The organism is Martinezella miluonensis (assembly GCF_900094545.1).
GTDB classification, from domain to species: Bacteria; Pseudomonadota; Alphaproteobacteria; order Rhizobiales; family Rhizobiaceae; genus Rhizobium; species Rhizobium miluonense.
In genome coordinates this window covers 83,655-100,700 of the sequence record NZ_FMAH01000002.1, presented here as the reverse complement: position 1 = coordinate 100,700, position 17,046 = coordinate 83,655, and the positions used below count along the sequence as shown (strand labels likewise).

Annotated in this window: 18 protein-coding genes; 14 read left to right on the top strand and 4 right to left on the bottom strand. The window is 58.5% G+C overall.

Annotated features, from left to right (window positions below):
* The first annotated feature begins 27 nt into the window (after positions 1-27).
* From urtA to GA0061102_RS02810, 9 genes are all read left to right on the top strand, one after another.
* Entirely contained in the window at positions 28-1,317 is a 1,290-nt protein-coding gene (gene urtA, locus GA0061102_RS02850; protein WP_092843886.1) for an urea ABC transporter substrate-binding protein, read from the top strand.
* A 70-nt stretch (positions 1,318-1,387) separates the two neighbouring features.
* Positions 1,388-3,013: an urea ABC transporter permease subunit UrtB gene (gene urtB / locus GA0061102_RS02845; protein WP_092843884.1), complete on the top strand. Its 1,626-nt coding sequence runs from the start codon at positions 1,388-1,390 to the stop codon at positions 3,011-3,013.
* Positions 3,010-4,170, top strand: a complete 1,161-nt coding sequence (urtC, locus tag GA0061102_RS02840) for an urea ABC transporter permease subunit UrtC (RefSeq protein WP_092843882.1) — start codon at positions 3,010-3,012, stop codon at positions 4,168-4,170. Before urtB ends, urtC begins: the two co-directional genes overlap by 4 nt.
* A 4-nt stretch (positions 4,171-4,174) precedes the next feature.
* Complete coding sequence (urtD, locus tag GA0061102_RS02835; RefSeq protein ID WP_092843880.1) at positions 4,175-4,930, top strand: urea ABC transporter ATP-binding protein UrtD; 756 nt, start codon at positions 4,175-4,177, stop codon at positions 4,928-4,930.
* A gap of 1 nt (position 4,931) precedes the next feature.
* A complete protein-coding gene (gene urtE / locus GA0061102_RS02830) occupies positions 4,932-5,627 on the top strand; it encodes an urea ABC transporter ATP-binding subunit UrtE (protein ID WP_092843878.1) in 696 nt (231 codons plus the stop codon).
* 532 nt (positions 5,628-6,159) lie between these two features.
* Complete coding sequence (locus GA0061102_RS02825) at positions 6,160-7,500, top strand: MFS transporter (RefSeq protein ID WP_092844234.1); 1,341 nt, start codon at positions 6,160-6,162, stop codon at positions 7,498-7,500.
* 108 nt (positions 7,501-7,608) lie between these two features.
* Positions 7,609-9,495 carry a bifunctional sugar phosphate isomerase/epimerase/4-hydroxyphenylpyruvate dioxygenase family protein gene (locus GA0061102_RS02820; RefSeq protein WP_092843876.1) on the top strand — a complete coding sequence of 629 codons (1,887 nt, stop codon included), beginning with the start codon at positions 7,609-7,611 and terminating at the stop codon, positions 9,493-9,495.
* Between the two features lie 83 nt (positions 9,496-9,578).
* Entirely contained in the window at positions 9,579-10,250 is a 672-nt protein-coding gene (locus GA0061102_RS02815; RefSeq protein ID WP_092843874.1) for a TetR/AcrR family transcriptional regulator, read from the top strand.
* A 110-nt stretch (positions 10,251-10,360) separates the two neighbouring features.
* Positions 10,361-11,260 carry a shikimate dehydrogenase gene (locus GA0061102_RS02810; protein WP_167667879.1) on the top strand — a complete coding sequence of 300 codons (900 nt, stop codon included), beginning with the start codon at positions 10,361-10,363 and terminating at the stop codon, positions 11,258-11,260.
* Between the two features lie 530 nt (positions 11,261-11,790).
* On the opposite strand, the gene GA0061102_RS02805 is transcribed toward GA0061102_RS02810, so the two are convergent.
* Positions 11,791-12,600, bottom strand: a complete 810-nt coding sequence (locus GA0061102_RS02805; RefSeq protein WP_092843871.1) for a class I SAM-dependent methyltransferase — start codon at positions 12,598-12,600, stop codon at positions 11,791-11,793.
* Positions 12,567-13,019, bottom strand: a complete 453-nt coding sequence (locus GA0061102_RS32490) for a hypothetical protein (protein WP_139115015.1) — start codon at positions 13,017-13,019, stop codon at positions 12,567-12,569. The genes GA0061102_RS02805 and GA0061102_RS32490 overlap by 34 nt, the downstream gene beginning before the upstream one ends.
* Positions 13,020-13,238: 219 nt before the next feature.
* Here GA0061102_RS32490 and GA0061102_RS02800 point away from each other — a divergent pair, with 219 nt between their 5' ends.
* The 4 genes from GA0061102_RS02800 (at position 13,239) to GA0061102_RS02785 (ending at position 14,372) form a co-directional block, all read left to right on the top strand.
* Positions 13,239-13,448 carry a cold-shock protein gene (locus GA0061102_RS02800; protein WP_075852595.1) on the top strand — a complete coding sequence of 70 codons (210 nt, stop codon included), beginning with the start codon at positions 13,239-13,241 and terminating at the stop codon, positions 13,446-13,448.
* Positions 13,449-13,558: 110 nt separating this feature from the next.
* On the top strand, positions 13,559-13,846 hold the full coding sequence (locus GA0061102_RS02795; protein WP_092843869.1) for a cold-shock protein: 288 nt from the start codon (positions 13,559-13,561) through the stop codon (positions 13,844-13,846).
* Between the two features lie 28 nt (positions 13,847-13,874).
* Entirely contained in the window at positions 13,875-14,117 is a 243-nt protein-coding gene (gene rpsU, locus GA0061102_RS02790) for a 30S ribosomal protein S21 (RefSeq protein WP_075852593.1), read from the top strand.
* Between the two features lie 45 nt (positions 14,118-14,162).
* A complete protein-coding gene (locus GA0061102_RS02785; protein WP_092843867.1) occupies positions 14,163-14,372 on the top strand; it encodes a hypothetical protein in 210 nt (69 codons plus the stop codon).
* 375 nt (positions 14,373-14,747) lie between these two features.
* Here GA0061102_RS02785 and GA0061102_RS02780 read toward each other — a convergent pair whose 3' ends face one another.
* Positions 14,748-15,695, bottom strand: coding sequence for a sigma-70 family RNA polymerase sigma factor (locus GA0061102_RS02780; RefSeq protein WP_092843865.1), 948 nt, complete (start codon positions 15,693-15,695; stop codon positions 14,748-14,750).
* Positions 15,696-15,820: 125 nt separating this feature from the next.
* On the bottom strand, positions 15,821-16,756 hold the full coding sequence (locus tag GA0061102_RS02775) for an alpha/beta hydrolase (protein ID WP_092843863.1): 936 nt from the start codon (positions 16,754-16,756) through the stop codon (positions 15,821-15,823).
* A gap of 74 nt (positions 16,757-16,830) precedes the next feature.
* Here GA0061102_RS02775 and GA0061102_RS33830 point away from each other — a divergent pair, with 74 nt between their 5' ends.
* Positions 16,831-16,953 (top strand): hypothetical protein, encoded by a 123-nt coding sequence (locus GA0061102_RS33830; protein WP_280949788.1) that lies wholly within the window; start codon positions 16,831-16,833, stop codon positions 16,951-16,953.
* Positions 16,954-17,046 lie beyond the last annotated feature (93 nt).

Below are 17,046 nucleotides of genomic sequence, written 5' to 3'. Positions count from 1 at the left end.
CGGCAGATAAAAAGAGGGGAACTACGGATGAAATTCAAGACTCTCGTCTCCGGCGCGCTGCTTGGCGCCATCATGTCCACGACCGCATTCCACGGCGCTTTCGCAGCCGATGACACCATCAAGGTCGGTGTTCTGCATTCGCTTTCCGGCACCATGGCGATCTCGGAAACGACGCTGAAGGACGCTATGCTGATGCTCATCGACGAGCAGAACAAGAAGGGCGGCGTTCTCGGCAAGAAGCTTGAGCCTGTCGTCGTCGACCCGGCTTCCAACTGGCCGCTCTTTGCCGAAAAGGCCCGCGAACTGATCCAGAAGGACAAGGTCTCCGCCGTGTTCGGCTGCTGGACTTCTGTTTCGCGCAAGTCCGTGCTGCCCGTTTTCAAGGAGCTGGATTCGATCCTGTTTTATCCCGTCCAGTTCGAAGGCGAAGAGTCCGAGCGCAATGTCTTCTATACGGGCGCAGCCCCGAACCAGCAGGCAATCCCCGCCGTCGACTATCTGATGAAGAACGAAGGCGTGCAGCGCTGGGTGCTCGAAGGCACCGACTATGTCTATCCGCGCACCACCAACAAGATCCTCGAAGCCTATCTGAAGTCGAAGGGCGTCAAGGACGAAGACATCATCATCAACTACACGCCATTCGGCTTTTCCGACTGGCAGACGGAAGTCTCGAAGATCAAGGCTTTCGGCGCAGCCGGGAAGAAGGCAGCCGTCGTCTCGACCATCAACGGCGACGCTAACGTTCCCTTCTACAAGGAACTCGGCAACCAGGGCGTCAAGGCCGAGGATATCCCGGTCGTCGCCTTCTCGGTCGGCGAAGAGGAACTGGCCGGCGTCGACACCAAGCCGCTTGTGGGACATCTGGCCGCCTGGAACTACTTCCAGTCCGTCGACACACCTGCCAATGCCGCCTTCATCAAGGAGTGGCACGCCTATACCAAGAATGACAAGCGCGTGACCAATGACCCAATGGAAGCCGCCTATATCGGTTTCAACATGTGGGTGAAGGCCGTAGAGAAGGCCGGTACAACCGATCCGGACAAGGTCATCGACGCGCTCGTCGGTGTTTCCGTACCGAACCTTACCGGCGGCACCGCTACCATGATGCCGAACCACTACATCACCAAGCCCGTTCTGATCGGCGAAGTGCAGGAAAACGGCCAGTTTGACGTCGTTTCGCAGACCCCTGCGGTGGTCGGCAAGGAATGGTCCAACTACCTGCCTGACAGCAAGGATCTGATCTCGGATTGGCGCATGCCGATGAACTGCGGCAACTTCAATGTTACCACCGGCAAGTGCGGCGGCAAAGGCTCCTGAATTTCGGCGGACCTGACACAAGACCGCCGCGGGCAGGCTTTTCTGCCCGCGGCAGCCTGAGGGGACAATAATGTTCGACAAATTCGTTTACCGCATGGCCTTGGCGCTGGTTGCCTGCTTCTGCCTGGCTTTGGCGCTGACGGCCACGAGCCTGCGCGCCCAGGAGGATGCCCACGGCCTAATCAATTCGCTCGGCCAGGCCAATTTCCAGAAGGCCGGCGAGATCGTGCAAAACCTTGCGAAGACGGGCGACCCGAAGGTCGTTCCGGCATTGCAGGCTTTTTCCGACGGCGATCTCTATGTGAGAAAATCTGACAGCCAGGTATTCATCGCCAAGTCCTCTGGCGACATGATGGCCTTGGTGGACCCGGTGACCGGTCAGGCTGCCGGACAGGAAACCAAGGACAGTCTCGGCAAGATCAAGATCAACAATAATCTGCGCCGTGCGGTTCGCGCGGCTCTTGGCGGGTTGACGCTGATGAGCCCGGATCGCGCCACGCGCCTGGAGGCGGCGCAATCCATTCTGAAGGCGCCGAGCGCGGATTCGCTGGAGGCGGTCGAGACCGCGCTGCAGAGCGAGAAGGATGCAGAAATTCGTGGCGTGCTCGAACGGGCAAGGGCTGTTGCAATACTTGGCTCCGACCGCCCGGTGGAAGACAAGAAGGCTGCGATCGAGACGATCAAGGTCGAAGGTGGCCGCGACGCCATCGGTATCCTCTCCTCGGTTTCCGTCGACGATAGTCTCAAGCCGGATGTTGCAGCCGCCATTGCCGGCATTCAGGAACAATTGAAGTTCTGGGATGCGGTGCAGAATGTCTGGTACGGCCTGTCGCTCGGCTCCGTGCTGCTTCTGGCCGCCATCGGGCTTGCCATTACCTTCGGGGTCATGGGCATCATCAACATGGCGCATGGCGAGATGGTGATGCTCGGCGCCTATTCCACTTTCATGGTCCAGAGCGTCATCCGCAGCTCCTATCCGGAGCTTTTCGACTGGTCGCTGGCGATCGCATTGCCGGTCGCCTTCCTCGTAACCGGTGCGGTCGGCCTCGTCATCGAGCGCGGCGTCATCCGTTTTCTCTATGGCCGGCCGCTGGAGACGCTGCTTGCCACCTGGGGCATTTCGCTGATCCTGCAGCAGGCGGTGCGATCGATCTTCGGGCCGACGAACCAGGAAGTCGGCAATCCCTCGTGGATGTCCGGTTCCTTCGATCTCGGCTACCTCTCGATCACCTGGAACCGTCTCTGGATCATCGTTTTCGCGCTCGGCGTGTTCGTGGCGCTGCTGCTTCTCCTGAAGCGCTCGGCCTTCGGCCTCCAGATGCGGGCGGTGACGCAGAACAGGCGCATGGCCTCCTCGATGGGCATCCGCACGCCCTGGGTCGATGCCTTCACTTTCGCTCTTGGGTCGGGCATTGCCGGCATGGCGGGTGTCGCGCTCTCGCAGATCGACAACGTCTCGCCGAACCTCGGCCAGAGCTACATCATCGACAGTTTCATGGTCGTGGTGTTCGGCGGCGTCGGCAATCTGTGGGGGACGCTGGTCGGCGCCTTCTCGCTCGGTATCCTCAACAAGTTCCTCGAACCCTATGCAGGAGCGGTGCTCGGCAAGATCCTGGTGCTCGTTCTCATCATCCTCTTCATTCAGAAGCGTCCGCGCGGTCTCTTCGCGCTCAAGGGAAGGGCTGTGGAAGCATGATCGCCGCCTTCATCCTGCGCTCGCTCGACCGCCGCATCAGCATTGCCATTGCGATCCTGCTCGCCGTCGCTGTACTCGTGCCACTGTCGAACCTGGCCCTGCCCGAAACCAGTGCGCTGCATGTGCCGACCTATCTGATGTCGCTGTTCGGCAAGTATCTGACCTACGCGCTGCTCGCCTTGGCGCTTGATCTCGTCTGGGGCTATTGCGGCATTCTCTCGCTCGGCCATGGCGCCTTCTTCGCGCTCGGTGGCTATGCGATGGGCATGTATCTGATGCGGCAGATCGGTTCGCGCGGCACCTACGGCAATCCGCTCCTGCCTGATTTCATGGTGTTCCTGAACTGGAAGGAACTGCCTTGGTTCTGGTATGGCTTCGATAACTTCTGGTTCGCCACGCTCATGGTGCTCGTCGCACCCGGTTTGCTTGCCTTCATCTTCGGCTGGTTCGCCTTCCGCTCACGCGTCAATGGCGTCTATCTATCGATCATCACGCAGGCGATGACCTATGCGCTGCTACTTGCCTTCTTCCGCAACGACATGGGCTTCGGCGGCAATAACGGCCTGACTGATTTCAAAGACATCCTCGGCTTCAACATCCAGGCCGATGGCACGCGTGCGGTGCTCTTCTCCATGACAGCATTGTTCCTGGCGCTCGCCCTCATGCTGTCCTCGGCTATCGTGCGGTCGAAATTCGGCAAGGTGCTGGTCGGCGTGCGCGATGCGGAAAGCCGTACGCGCTTCCTCGGTTATCGCGTCGAGCATGTGAAGCTCTTCGTCTTCGTGGTGTCGGCCATGATGGCGGGCATTGCCGGCGCGCTCTACGTGCCGCAGATTGGCATCATCAACCCCGGCGAGTTCGCTCCGGCCAACTCCATCGAGGTGGTCATCTGGACGGCAGTCGGCGGTCGGGCAACGTTGATCGGCCCAATCATCGGCGCGATACTCGTCAATGGCGGCAAGACTGTTTTCACCGGCCTGTTTCCCAGCTTCTGGCTGTTTGCGCTCGGCGGCCTGTTCGTCGCGGTGACGCTATTCCTGCCGAAGGGCATTGTCGGAACGATCGGCCCTTATATGGCTAGAAAACCTAAGCCGGCCAGTCCGCAGCCCAAGGCCGCAGAAGACGAAGCCAGCAAGCCCGTACAGGCGGCGGAGTGAGATCATGATCCCGGATATCAAGCCCAACAGTATGCTCTATCTCAACAATGTCTCCGTCTCCTTCGATGGTTTCAAGGCCTTGAATTCACTGTCCATGGTCATTGAACCGGGAGAGCTTCGCGCCATCATCGGCCCGAACGGCGCTGGCAAGACGACGATGATGGATATCATCACCGGCAAGACGCGGCCCGACGAGGGCGAGGTGTTCTTCAATGGCCAGATCGACCTCACCAAGAGGGACGAAGCCGATATTGCCCAGCTCGGCATCGGCCGCAAATTCCAGAAGCCGACCGTCTTCGAGAGCCATACGGTCTGGGACAATCTTGAACTGGCGCTCAACCGCAACCGCGGCGTCTTTGCGACGCTGTTCTATCGGCTGACGCCTGATGATCGCGACCGCATTGACGAAATCCTCGAGACGGTGCGGCTTTCGCATCGCCGCGACGAGCTGGCGGCCAATCTCTCGCATGGCCAGAAGCAATGGCTGGAGATCGGCATGCTGCTGGCGCAGGAGCCGAAGCTGTTGCTGGTCGACGAACCCGTTGCCGGCATGACGGATGCCGAGACGGCGGAAACCGCGGTATTGCTGAAGGAGATCGCCAAGACGCGTTCCGTCGTGGTGGTCGAGCATGACATGGGCTTCATCCGCGATCTTGGGGTCAAGGTGACGTGCCTGGCCGAAGGCTCGGTGCTGGCGGAGGGCTCGATCGATTTCGTCAGCAGCGATTCGAAGGTGATCGAGAATTATCTGGGGCGATGAGATGCTGACAGTCGAAAACGCAAATCTGCATTATGGCGCCGCCCAGGCTCTGCGCGGCATCTCGATCAAGGCCGAGATGGGCAGGATCACCTGTGTGCTCGGACGCAACGGCGTCGGCAAGAGCTCGCTCTTGCGTGCCGTCACCGGCCAGCATGTGCTGTCGGCGGGAACAGTCGCCTTCAACGGCGTGACCCTGAATGGCATGGCGCCCTTTGCCCGCGCCAAACAGGGCATCGGTTACGTGCCGCAGGGCCGTGAGATCTTTCCATTGTTGAGCGTGAAGGAAAATCTTGAGACCGGCTATGCGCCGCTCTCGCGCCGCGACCGCAGCATTCCCGATGATATCTACAGTCTGTTTCCCGTGCTGAAATCCATGCTGTCACGCCGCGGCGGCGATCTCTCGGGCGGCCAGCAGCAGCAATTGGCCATTGGGCGGGCCATGGTGACGCGGCCGAAGATCCTGGTGCTGGACGAGCCGACCGAAGGCATCCAGCCCTCGATTATCAAGGATATCGGCCGGGCGATCCGCTATCTCAGGGATTCCTCCGGCATGGCGATCCTGCTCGTCGAGCAATATCTCGATTTCTGCCGCGAGCTTGCCGATTATGTCTACATCATGGATCGCGGCGAGATCGTGCATGAGGGGCTGGCGGAGACGCTGGATACGCCGGAGGCCCGCAAGCATCTGACCGTCTGAGCGGGTAATATGGCGATGTAAAGGCAGGTCGAAAGGGCCGGCTTCGGCAAGGTAACCCCGACTTAGGCTGCCGTTTCGATCGCGGCGTTCCTAAGAGCGAGGTTTGTCAGTGGCGATGCGCTTCGACACGCTTTCCTGCTTCGCCATCAAACGGATTCGGGCTCGGTGACCTCATCTGCAAAGGTGAGATAGTGGCGTCGGTTGCTACCTGATTGAATGAGAGCTCGCCTATTTGCTGAGCAACGTCTCCAAGAATCATTATCCTGGCCGGGAACCCATGGCTGTATCGCGAGGATCGTCGTGATCTATCGCGCCTGCGATCAAGTTTCGAACCATCGCGAAATGGTGACGCTTTACAAAACGAACTAGTTCGTACATTATTTCCCTCGAGGAGTGACGGGCGCTGCGACAGGCAGCGCCGATGGCCGCCAAGACACATCTTGGATGTCATGCGGGAGAGCGCGGGCGGAAGCTGGCGCGCTTGAGGGTGCGGCATTTCTTCGAAACCGAAATGCTCCGGGGAGGAACAATGATGAAAACACCAGTGGAATATAAAACACCCAAGCGCGCCGCTCTGGCGAGCTGGCTTGGAAGCGCAGTCGAATATTATGATTTCTTTGTCTATGGAACGGCAGCGGCGCTGATCTTCCCGAAGATATTCTTTTCGGCGGAAGACCCGCAGACGGCGGCGATTGCCTCGTTTGCCACATTCGGCGTTGCCTACATCATGCGTCCGTTGGGTGCGGTGATCCTCGGGCATGTCGGCGACAAGTTCGGTCGCAAGAAGGTGCTGACTTTCACGCTTCTGCTCATGGGGTTTTCGACCTTCATCATCGGCTGCCTGCCGACCTATGGTCAAGCCGGCATTCTTGCGCCGATACTTCTGGTTTTGGCGCGATTGCTGCAAGGCATCTCCGCTGCCGGCGAGCAGGCTGGCGCCAGTTCGATGACGCTTGAGCACGCGCCTGAAAATCGGCGCGCCTTTTTCACCAGCTTCACACTGAGCGGAACGCAGGCCGGATTGATCCTTGCAACCCTGGTCTTCATACCGCTGGGGAAGCTTGACGAAGCTGCCCTGATGTCGTGGGGCTGGCGCATTCCCTTCTTTCTGAGCTTCGTGGTGGTCATCGTCGGATTCTGGGTTCGCCGTACGCTGGCCGAAACGCCCGCCTTCCTCGAGGAAACAAAGAAGGGCGAGGTTGCCAAACTGCCGCTGGTCTCCCTGATCACGAATTATTGGGCGGATGTACTGCGCATCGTCTTTGCCGCATTGATTTCCGTCGTCAGCACGATCTTTAGCGTCTTTACCTTGTCCTACGCCGTTAATACCATGCACATCGACCGCTCCGTGATGCTGACCGTGCTCGTGCTCGCCAATATCGTGGCGCTCGGCGCAATCCCGGCATGGGCGATCCTGGCCGACCGCATCGGCCGAAAGCCCGTCTTCATCTCCGGTGCCATTGGTTGTGCTATTCTGATCTGGCCGTATATCTGGGCAATCAGCCACAACAATATCGCGCTCGTCTTCGTCCTCGGCATTCTGCTTTCGGGCGTGGTCTACAGCGCTTCCAATGGTGTCTGGCCGGCACTCTATGCAGAAATGTTCAATACGCGCGTACGCTTGTCCGGCATGGCAGTCGGCACCCAGATCGGCTTTGCGCTGGGCGGTTTCGCACCGACGATCAGCGCCGCCTTGATGGGGTCCGGACCGATGGGATGGATACCGGTTGCCGCGTTCACCTCGATCACGGCCTTGATCGCTGCGGTTTCCGCCGCCACTGCGACTGAGACCTACAAGACCCCAATCGATCAGCTTGGCCGGGATGGGCGTAGTTTCGCGGCCGCTGGACGACACGCCGATCGCGCGATCTGAGCATGGTTCAGTGCCGGCGCATTGCGCCGGCACCTTTTTTAAATGGCATGCGCGTCACGCGATCGCGGACGAAATTGTTGGAAGTCGCCGAAAGGATGAGTTGATACGATGAAAACCTCGATCGCGACCGTTTCGATCAGTGGTGACCTCAAGGAAAAGCTTCAGGCTATCGCCAAGGCGGGTTTCGACGGCGTTGAAATTTTCGAAAATGATTTCCTCGCCTTCGACGAATCGCCGCGTCAGGTTGGCCAGATGGTCAGGGATCATGGGCTGGAGATCACGCTCTTTCAACCGTTCCGGGACTTTGAAGGCATGCCCGAACCATTGCGCAGCCGAACCTTCGATCGCGCCGAACGCAAGTTCGACCTGATGCAGGAGATGGGCACCGATCTCGTGCTGGTATGTTCGAATGTGTCTTCGGCGGCGCTGGGTGGTATCGATCGCGCAGCGGCCGATTTCTTCGAACTCGGTGAAAGAGCGGCCAAGCGCGGCCTGCGTGTCGGATATGAGGCGCTTGCCTGGGGACGGCATATTCACGATCACCGCGATGCCTGGGAAATCGTCCGGCGCGCCGATCATCCGAATATCGGCCTTATCCTCGATAGCTTTCACACGCTGTCGCGCAAGATCGATGTCAATTCGATCCGGTCGATTCCGAAGGAGAAGATCTTTATCATTCAGCTTGCCGATGCGCCGTTGATTGACATGGACCTTCTCTATTGGAGCCGTCATTTCCGCAATATGCCGGGCGAGGGCGACCTTCCTGTGCTCGATTTCATGAATGCCGTGGCGGCGACCGGCTATGACGGCTATCTCTCTCTGGAGATCTTCAACGACCAGTTTCGCGGCGGTTCGCCGACCGCCATCGCCGTCGATGGCCGACGTTCACTCCTCTATCTCGGCGATCAGGTTCGTCGCGCGAAGAGTGGTAGCCTTACCTTGCCATCCATGCCCGCGCGCGCTGCCGTGGACGGCATTGCCTTTGTCGAATTTACTGTCGACGAAGCCGAGACATCCGTTCTCTCCGATCGGCTGGGTGCGTTGGGCTTTCGTCATGTTGGACGCCATAAGACCAAGCGTGTCGATGTCTTCCGGCAAGGTGACATCAATCTTGTCGTCAATACCGATCCGGATGGTTTTGCCGGTGCCTCCTATGCTTTGCATGGGCAGTCGGCCTATGCGATGGGATTGTGGGTGGATGATGCCGAGGCCGCGATTGCACGGGCCGTGGCCCTTGGCGCCGAACGTTTTGAGCAGCCATTGAATCCGGGCGAGATCGAAATGCCGGCCGTAAGGGGTGTTGGCGGCGGCATCTTATATTTCCTCGACCGCAGGAGCGCGCTCGCACGCATATGGGAGATCGAATTCGATCCAGTTAACGACGATGCCGATCTTCAGCCGGTTGGCCTGACCGGTATCGATCACGTTGCACAGACCATGAAATACGAGGAATTGCTGACTTGGTTGCTTTTCTACACGGCGATCCTCGATGCGCATAAGACGCCGATGGTCGACATTATCGATCCGGCCGGCGTCGTTCGCAGTCAGGTCGTCGAAAATGCCTCGGGCAGGTTGCGCATCACGCTGAACGGCGCGGAAAATCGCAATACCTTGGCTGGCCACTTCATCGCTGAGACCTTCGGCTCGGGTATTCAACATCTTGCCTTCGCGACCGATGATATCTTCGCAACGGCTGCTGCCTTGTCGGCCAATGGTTTTGCCACGTTGACGATCTCGCCCAACTACTACGACGATCTGGAGGCAAGGTTCGGCCTGGATCCGGCTTTCACGGATCGTCTGAAGGCCCACAATATCCTTTATGATCGTGACGACCATGGGGAATATTTCCAACTCTATAGCCCAACCTATGGCGAAGGTTTCTTCTTCGAAATTGTCCAACGCAGCGGCTATCGCGGGTATGGCGCGGCGAATGCCATATTTCGCATAGCTGCGCTAAGGCGGCATCTGCGGCCGATTGGTCTGCCGAAACTTTAGGCTCTCCCCATTGGTGTGAAGCCTGTGTTAAAGCTTTGATCTTCAATGATGGGCAAGGGCAGACCCAGGAAGACGAGCAAGGCATGACCAAAGCGCAAGTGGCCAAGATCGAGCGCCTTACGCGAAAGAACGATCCAGACGCGACCAAAGAAAATATTCTCAAGATCGCAACCGAAGAATTCGTCGCAGCAGGATTTTCCGGTGCGCGCGTGGATGAGATCGCCGAGCGCACCAAGACGTCCAAGCGCATGATTTATTACTATTTCGGCAGTAAGGAAGGTCTCTATCTCGCCGTTCTTGAGCAAGCCTATACGAAGATCCGCACCCTTGAGAGCGAGCTTGATCTCGAAAATATGCCGCCCATTCAGGCAATGGCCCAATTGATCGCCAGCACCTTCGATCATGACGATCAAAATCCGGATTTCGTACGTTTGGTCAGCATTGAGAACATCCATCGTGCCGAACATATGAAGCGTTCCGTCGTCCTGTCGCAGATGAACATCGCAGTTATCGATATCATCACGCAAATCCTCGAACGGGGTTACGCCGATGGCAGTTTCGTGCGCCGGGTGGATCCAGTCGATTTGCACATGATGATCAGCGCGCAATGCTTCTTTCGCGTTTCAAATCGCCATACCTTTGGGGCGATCTTCGAACGCGACCTTTCCTCGGAGGCGTTGAAGAAGAGACATAAGTCTTTGATAATCGATGCCATTCTTGCATTTCTGAAAAATCCATCCTCCGACATGATCTGATGGTGAGCCGAGCCCTTTGATTGAGGCCAGCGATTTTTATCGCAGCGCGAAACCGTGCCCAATCTTGACTTCACGGACTAGTTCGTACATTTTGAAGTCAAGTCTGCGGCATGGCTTTATTTGCTGCTCGGGAGGAAACATTGAATACTCAAACTGCCATTGTTCCGCGCCAGCTTCACGTCGGATTGATCGGTGCGGGCATAGGCCGCTCGCTGACGCCGGCCATGCACATGCGCGAAGGCGAGCATTGCGGGCTATCCTATCGCTACGATCTCATTGACCTGGACCTCCGTGGCCTCTCGGTCTCGGATCTCCCGGCCCTTGTCAATGAGGCCGAGGCGCAGGGCTTTGCCGGCCTCAACATTACCCACCCTTGCAAGCAGGCGGCAGTTGCGCTGGTGGATGAGCTGTCGCCCGATGCCCAGACGCTGCGCTCCATCAACACGATCGTCTTTCAGGGAAGGCGAAGGATCGGCCATAATACCGATTGGTGGGGGTTCGCCGAAAGTTTTAGGCGCGGGCTGAGTGGCGCTTCGCTCAAGCACGTCGTGCAATTGGGGGCGGGCGGCGCCGGCGTTGCGGTTGCACATGCCGTGGCCCAGATGGGCGCGAATTCCATAGAGATATTCGATCTGGATCCTGCGCGGGCAAAGGCGCTCGTGGATCAACTTCAGCCGGCACATGGCGCTTGCTGCTTCTCCGTTGGTCATGATCTTGCTGCGGCTATGGACGTCGCGGACGGTTTGGTTCACGCAACGCCGACCGGCATGGTGGCTCATCCAGGGCTGCCGCTCGACGCGGAACTTCTATCGGATCGCCTCTGGGTCGCGGAAATCGTCTATTTTCCAATCGAAACCGAGTTGGTGAAGCTTGCAAATGCAAGAGGATGCCGCGTTCTCGATGGCGGCGGCATGGCGGTATTCCAGGCGGTGAAGGCTTTCGAGTTGTTCACGGGCATCCATCCGACGGCCGAGCGCATGATGCAGCACTTCAATTCGCTGCGCTCCTAGAAGGTGGCTGGTGATTGAAGGGCTTGAATTCACGAGCCGCAGCTCGTGGGCAGTGTCAGACCGATTGCGGCTCTGAAGGGCATACCAGCGCTAATCACCTCTACCTCCAAAGCACCGCTAGCTGTTTAGTCCCGGGAATTGATGGGTTGGATCGCGTTTCCAAGTGCGATCGTCCTGTCGGGGTCGATATTGACGAGAGGCAGCCGCTAAATAGGCGAGCCACAAGCGAATGCACCATCGGCATACCGCGGGGCACCACCAACGAGAATGATCGCGTCCAGCTCGGAAACCGGAACGCGTACATCGGCAATTGCGCGCTCCAACGATGTCTGCAGCGCCGCAAAAGCGGGGTGGCCATGGACTCGAACGCATCGCGGCCTATGCTGCCTTCGACTGGCTCTCCATTGATCTTGAGCGAATAAGTGCCGACAAGAGCTGATTCAAGGTTGGCGTCCCTTATGCGACAGCGCAAGGGATGGCGGGCGATAGGTTAGAGGGCGGAACGATCGTTGCTGCTTCGCTCCAACCGTTCAGCGTGCCTTGGCTCGGGTCAGCAGATACTCCTGGCGGATCATGTTGCCGAAGTAGTAGGGCGCCGCGAGCGTTTCGAACCCAGCGCGCAAGGCAGCAAGCCGCTCCGGCTCGTTGGCGGAGGCCTCGATCAATTTCTGCATTGGGCCTACCGAGCGCTCCATAAATTCTCGATAATGCGACAGGCTGAGAGCCGGAAACTGCATGACACCGCGGGAAAAAAACGGTGCCTCGAACTTGTCACCGAGGCGCTCAGCAACGATGTCCGGGCTGCCCCATTGTGGCGGTGGTGCGGCGCCTGGTGGCGGTGGCGGCGAGTTCTTAGCAACGAAACTGAACAGGCGGCCGACGAAATGCTCCGGCGGCCAAGTCGCAAATGCTATGCGACCGCCTGGCTTCAAAACACGGCGCATTTCCGCGACGGCCACTTCAGGTCGGGGCGCAAATATGTGACCGAACTGGCTAACAACGACATCAAAGTGGCCATCAGGGAATGGAAGACTTTCGGCGTCCCCTTCAAGCCATTGCGTGTTGGCTAACTTAGCTATCCGCGCATTCTCGCGCGCGACGTCGAGCAGAGCTGGCGTCAGGTCGAGTCCCGTCGCCAAAGCGCCCGCCCGCGCTGCCGTAATCGCAACGACACCTGTGCCGGTTCCGACGTCGAGCACGGTCTCGCCGTGTTTGATTTCCGCGAACTCGACGAGATGTGCGGCAACCGGCGTGGTGAAAGTAGCGGTCGGCGCAAACGACGCCCACATTTCGCGCTGGCGCGTCTTTAGATCTGCGAATGGATCAATGGTCGATGACATGGCGCTTCTCCACGGTCTGATGAGCAGCCTGACATCCCCCAAAATATCTCTTTCGCGAGCATTTGGAAACGGGCGAATTCGGGAGAGTCGATGCTGAATTCCGCTCCCGGCCCGCCACGTCGTTTCGCCGCGCTGCAAACTCTGGTCGCCATCGGCATATAGCGTGCGCGACTGTCGGGAAGACTCGCCCTTGCAAAAGTCTCGCTGCCGCTCGTGTTGTGCACTTGGCGGCATGCTGCAACCGCTTTCTCTATCCCTTGTCCGTTCAGATCGCGCGGAAGCGTCATGAGAGCCGACACCGCCGTATCAAGATCATCGAGTAGTTTTACGCCCTTCGACGCACATGCGCCTAGCGCACTGGTGTCGATATCGGAAGCGCGAAGGCGCGGATCTTTTGACACGTCGATCTTCCTATCCATGATCGTCCCCTGTCCGAAAGCGCGCCGAGCGCAGGGAACTGTCATTCTGACCGCCACTGTTGCCAAAATTCCGAATAGAACCTATAGTGACCGGTATCGACCATTGCTTGTGATGACGCTCAAGAGCCGCAGGGCTCTATCGGATTTCCTCTCAAATAATCGATCTAACTCCGCAAGGTATCGCGGAACAAACAACGATTGCTTTGAAAGGAAATCGTTATGAACACTGGTACTGTGAAATGGTTTAACTCCACCAAGGGCTTCGGCTTCATTCAGCCTGACGATGGCAGCACGGACGTTTTTGTCCATATCTCAGCGGTGGAGCGTGCCGGTATGCGTTCGCTCAACGATGGTCAGAAGATCACTTACGACATCGTGCAGGATCGTAGATCTGGCAAGAGTTCGGCTGACAATCTTCGGGCCGCATAAGTTTGTCACGGTTACGCGCGACCACGGATGTACTGGTGCGCTGAAGCCATGACCGAGGAAGGTCGGGATACGTCCCGGCCTTTTGTTTTTCATTTCAAGCGGAGAACGACATGGCACATGGTCGTTACCGGCCGGGCGACAGCATCGTCCTGAAGCCCGGAATTTTTGGAAATGCCCAACCCACTGGCGCCGGCGGCATTGTGTCTGTCCTGCCGGTCTCGCAGGGCGTTGTTCACTACCGCGTCCGCTTCCAAAACGAGAGTTACGAGCGGAGCATCCGTCAGGATGATATCGACGTTGAAGCGTCACCATCCTCGCTTTTGCCATCCCAACCCGACGTACCGGAAGCATCGAAATCGAGTTGGATCAACTCGAATGCAATCCGTACCAAGAAATAAACGCAGCGCGAGCTGAGAAGGAGACACTTTGCAGGTTCTGGTCAGAGATAACAACGTCGATCAAGCGCTCCGCGTCCTCAAAAAGAAATTGCAGCGGGAAGGCGTGTTCCGGGAAATGAAGGCCCGCAGCGCATATGAAAAGCCGTCCGAAAAGCGCGCCCGCGAAAAGGGCGAGGCGATCCGCCGCGCCCGGAAGCTTGCCCGTAAGCAGGCTCAGCGTGAAGGCCTGCTGCCTGCACCCAAGAAGAAAGTCATAGCGCGAGCTCGCTAACGTCCGCCGTCTTTTGGAAAACGCGCCTGCTGAAATGGAGGAAGCATGACAAAGACGAAAGACAATCTGTTCAAGCCTGAAAAGCTGTCGGCACTGGCCAAGTCCGAGCAGACGACATCGATTGCCAGGGATATCCTGGCCGATGAGGCGTCTGCTCGGCAGAAAAAAACGGACAGGCTTCGTGCGCTCCGTTTGGCGCAGGAGACGGAGCCAGCGCCAGCGCCGAAGGCAAAAAGGAAGAGCAAGAAGGGATAGCGATTGCCCGAGTGCGGCCGCGCGCCCTTCGATCGTACCCTTTGTGAGCGGACAACGCGGTTCGAGGTCCGCTCACCTCATACCACGTCGCCATGGAGCCCCACCGCAAGGGGATTTATGCGTTCCTCTGTTCAGGGTAACCGCAGGCACTATTCCGGCAAGATGGGCAAATATACCAGTCCTCAAATGAGTGACTGCTTGTGGCACGTTACCGTGGGCATCTCCGTCCGACGGTGGCATGTCGGTTCTCGTCTATCGTTGATCTCTATCTGCATCTCGACGTGATCAAGGTGAAGACGCGGGATTTCAGGTCGTTGGCGACGGAACGGCCGCAGGTTCTAATCCGTTTAAGACAACTGATCTGGCGGAGGCCCATTATGAGCCTCTCTCGACCTTATCGAAAATCGGGCGGCCATTGACGCGAACGTTATCCGCTGCCGGCAACAACCATGGGCAGGCATAGTAATCGGTAATGGCGTCGATCAAACCATCTCGAACGTGCACGCGCACGGGATAGGTCGGCATCCAGCCATCGTGCTTCTCGAATAGAACGATCAGCACGGTCTCGCTTTCGACCTCGCCGATGTCGATTCGCCATGGCGTCTGTGCCCGGTCGAACTCAAGGAAATAGGGCGAATCGACCAGCAGGCCATTGAAGCAATCGGACACGCGCAGTCTTGCGTCGGCGCTTGCGAGCGCGCGAACGCCGTCCCAGTCGCGTTGATTGAACAGATTGACATAGCGGTTCAGCAGCCGCGACAACTGGGGATCGGGCGCGACAATCGCGACAGGTGCGGAGGGTTGTGCAGGCAAGAAAGCGAGCTTCGTCCGGCCGCGATTGAGCGCCGATTTGACGCCGCCGACAGTCGAATCGACCAGTTCGGCAATCTCCTCCAGCGAATAGTCGAATACATCCTTGAGCAGCACGCAGGCCCGTTCTTTCGGCGGCAGATGGATGACAAGGCGCTCGATCGCCCGGCCAGCGCCGAACCCGGTCGGCTCGACCGGCAGGATGATCTCCTCCTCCGCATAATTCGCCTCGGCCCGCTCCCGCGCTTTGCGATTGCGCAGAAAGTCGATGCACCGATTATGCGCAATGCGGAACAACCACCCCTGCAAAGCTCCGGGATCCTCCAGCTGATCGACCTTGCGATAGGCCTCGAACAGAGCTTCCTGCATGATATCCTCGCCATCCATGGCCGAGCCGACCATGCGTGTGCAATAGCGATGAAGCCGGGCGCGCAGATGCGAGACCGTCTTAAGAAAAGCGGCATATTGGACATCGAAGAGACCGGTGGGTTTGACGCGCGGCTGAGACTTCATGTTTTATCCATCCAAAATCGCACACGGAGCTGCGACCCTTGTCGCAAGCTCCCTAGCCGCCTTCATCGTACCCGAGCCGACAGAGCAAAGGAAATCCGGTCCGCCGGCCTTTTGCCTCGTGATAATCATGAGGCGTTGCTTTCCGTCCCGGGTAGCCCGAGCTTCGGCCTTACCCACGCGGCGAACCTGCCGATCGCATCGTCCGCTTCAGGGGCGCGGCCGGCCATCATCTGGAAGGAATGAAGCATCTGCGGAAATACATCGATCCTTACATCGACGCCGGCAGTCCTGGCGCGTTCGGCAAAGACGAGGCTATCGTCGAGCAGTGTTTCATCGCCACCGGCCTGCAGGAAGATCGGCGGGAAGCCGGCGACATCTGCGTAGAGCGGGCTCGCATAGGGGTCGCGTGGGTCTACCCCGGCGAGCACCAAGCCGGCCAGCCACTCGACCGTTCCCTTCTGGAAGAAGAGATCCTTCTGGCTGTTCGACTGGTAGCTCGCGCCGCTTGCTGCCAGGTCGTACCAGCCGGAGATGCTGATGATCGCAGCTGGAAGCGGCAACCCCCGATCACGGGACACCAGAAGTGCGCCAAATAGAATTGTGACGCCGGCTGAATCCCCGGCGCCTGCGATATGTTGAGGCTCGATGCCCTGATCCAGCAGCCAGCGATAGGCATCAACGGCCTGATTGCGCTGGGCGGGATAGTGCCGCCCCTGATAAACATAGTCGTAGCTGATGGCGAGGGCTCGGCAGCCGGCCGCCTTGGCGAGATGGGCGATCATCTTGCGGTGGGTGTAGATTGAGCCACCTACAAATCCGCCGCCGTGAATATAGAAGATGACACGGTCATGCGTAGCACCTTTCGGGACGATCCAAAGCGCCGGCCTGTCGGCAACCTCCACCTCCAGAAAGTCCACGCCACCCGGTTCCGCCGTCAGCTTGGTCCATTCGGCGTCGTTCCAGGCGGCGGCCTCCTTAGGCGACAGTTGTTCGCCGTTCTGCGCATGGGTCGTAAGAGTCTCGTAATGCCTTTTGTTCGCTTCGCTTTGCTTACTTGCCATTTCATGGGTCTCCTTCTGCCTCGGATTGCCGGCCGCCAATCTGGGCAGCACGTTATCCTCAAGACGAGACCGAGATGAAAAAGGATACGCGGGTCGATGACGGAGGCGAGAAGCGACTTGACACGGGTGCCATGGAGCAGCTCGGCATCCTCGCTTCGGTAAGGCCGCGCTCGTCGGTAGCGTTGCGTTTGCTGTGATTGCCGCGGGGCCGGCAATGTCGACCGAGCAGCGGCTAATCTTCGCGCCGCTGCAAGCAACCTGGATCAAGCCAAGTGGCCCTATCCGGTCTA

Coding starts and splice junctions, on each gene's coding strand:
- urtA (WP_092843886.1), top strand. CDS start 28: ATGAAATTCAAGACTCTCGTCTCCGGCGCGCTGCTTGGCGCCATCATG.
- urtB (WP_092843884.1), top strand. CDS start 1,388: ATGTTCGACAAATTCGTTTACCGCATGGCCTTGGCGCTGGTTGCCTGC.
- urtC (WP_092843882.1), top strand. CDS start 3,010: ATGATCGCCGCCTTCATCCTGCGCTCGCTCGACCGCCGCATCAGCATT.
- urtD (WP_092843880.1), top strand. CDS start 4,175: ATGATCCCGGATATCAAGCCCAACAGTATGCTCTATCTCAACAATGTC.
- urtE (WP_092843878.1), top strand. CDS start 4,932: ATGCTGACAGTCGAAAACGCAAATCTGCATTATGGCGCCGCCCAGGCT.
- GA0061102_RS02825 (WP_092844234.1), top strand. CDS start 6,160: ATGAAAACACCAGTGGAATATAAAACACCCAAGCGCGCCGCTCTGGCG.
- GA0061102_RS02820 (WP_092843876.1), top strand. CDS start 7,609: ATGAAAACCTCGATCGCGACCGTTTCGATCAGTGGTGACCTCAAGGAA.
- GA0061102_RS02815 (WP_092843874.1), top strand. CDS start 9,579: ATGACCAAAGCGCAAGTGGCCAAGATCGAGCGCCTTACGCGAAAGAAC.
- GA0061102_RS02810 (WP_167667879.1), top strand. CDS start 10,361: ATGGCTTTATTTGCTGCTCGGGAGGAAACATTGAATACTCAAACTGCC.
- GA0061102_RS02805 (WP_092843871.1), bottom strand. CDS start 12,600: ATGTCATCGACCATTGATCCATTCGCAGATCTAAAGACGCGCCAGCGC.
- GA0061102_RS32490 (WP_139115015.1), bottom strand. CDS start 13,019: ATGGATAGGAAGATCGACGTGTCAAAAGATCCGCGCCTTCGCGCTTCC.
- GA0061102_RS02800 (WP_075852595.1), top strand. CDS start 13,239: ATGAACACTGGTACTGTGAAATGGTTTAACTCCACCAAGGGCTTCGGC.
- GA0061102_RS02795 (WP_092843869.1), top strand. CDS start 13,559: ATGGCACATGGTCGTTACCGGCCGGGCGACAGCATCGTCCTGAAGCCC.
- GA0061102_RS02785 (WP_092843867.1), top strand. CDS start 14,163: ATGACAAAGACGAAAGACAATCTGTTCAAGCCTGAAAAGCTGTCGGCA.
- GA0061102_RS02780 (WP_092843865.1), bottom strand. CDS start 15,695: ATGAAGTCTCAGCCGCGCGTCAAACCCACCGGTCTCTTCGATGTCCAA.
- GA0061102_RS02775 (WP_092843863.1), bottom strand. CDS start 16,756: ATGGCAAGTAAGCAAAGCGAAGCGAACAAAAGGCATTACGAGACTCTT.
- GA0061102_RS33830 (WP_280949788.1), top strand. CDS start 16,831: ATGAAAAAGGATACGCGGGTCGATGACGGAGGCGAGAAGCGACTTGAC.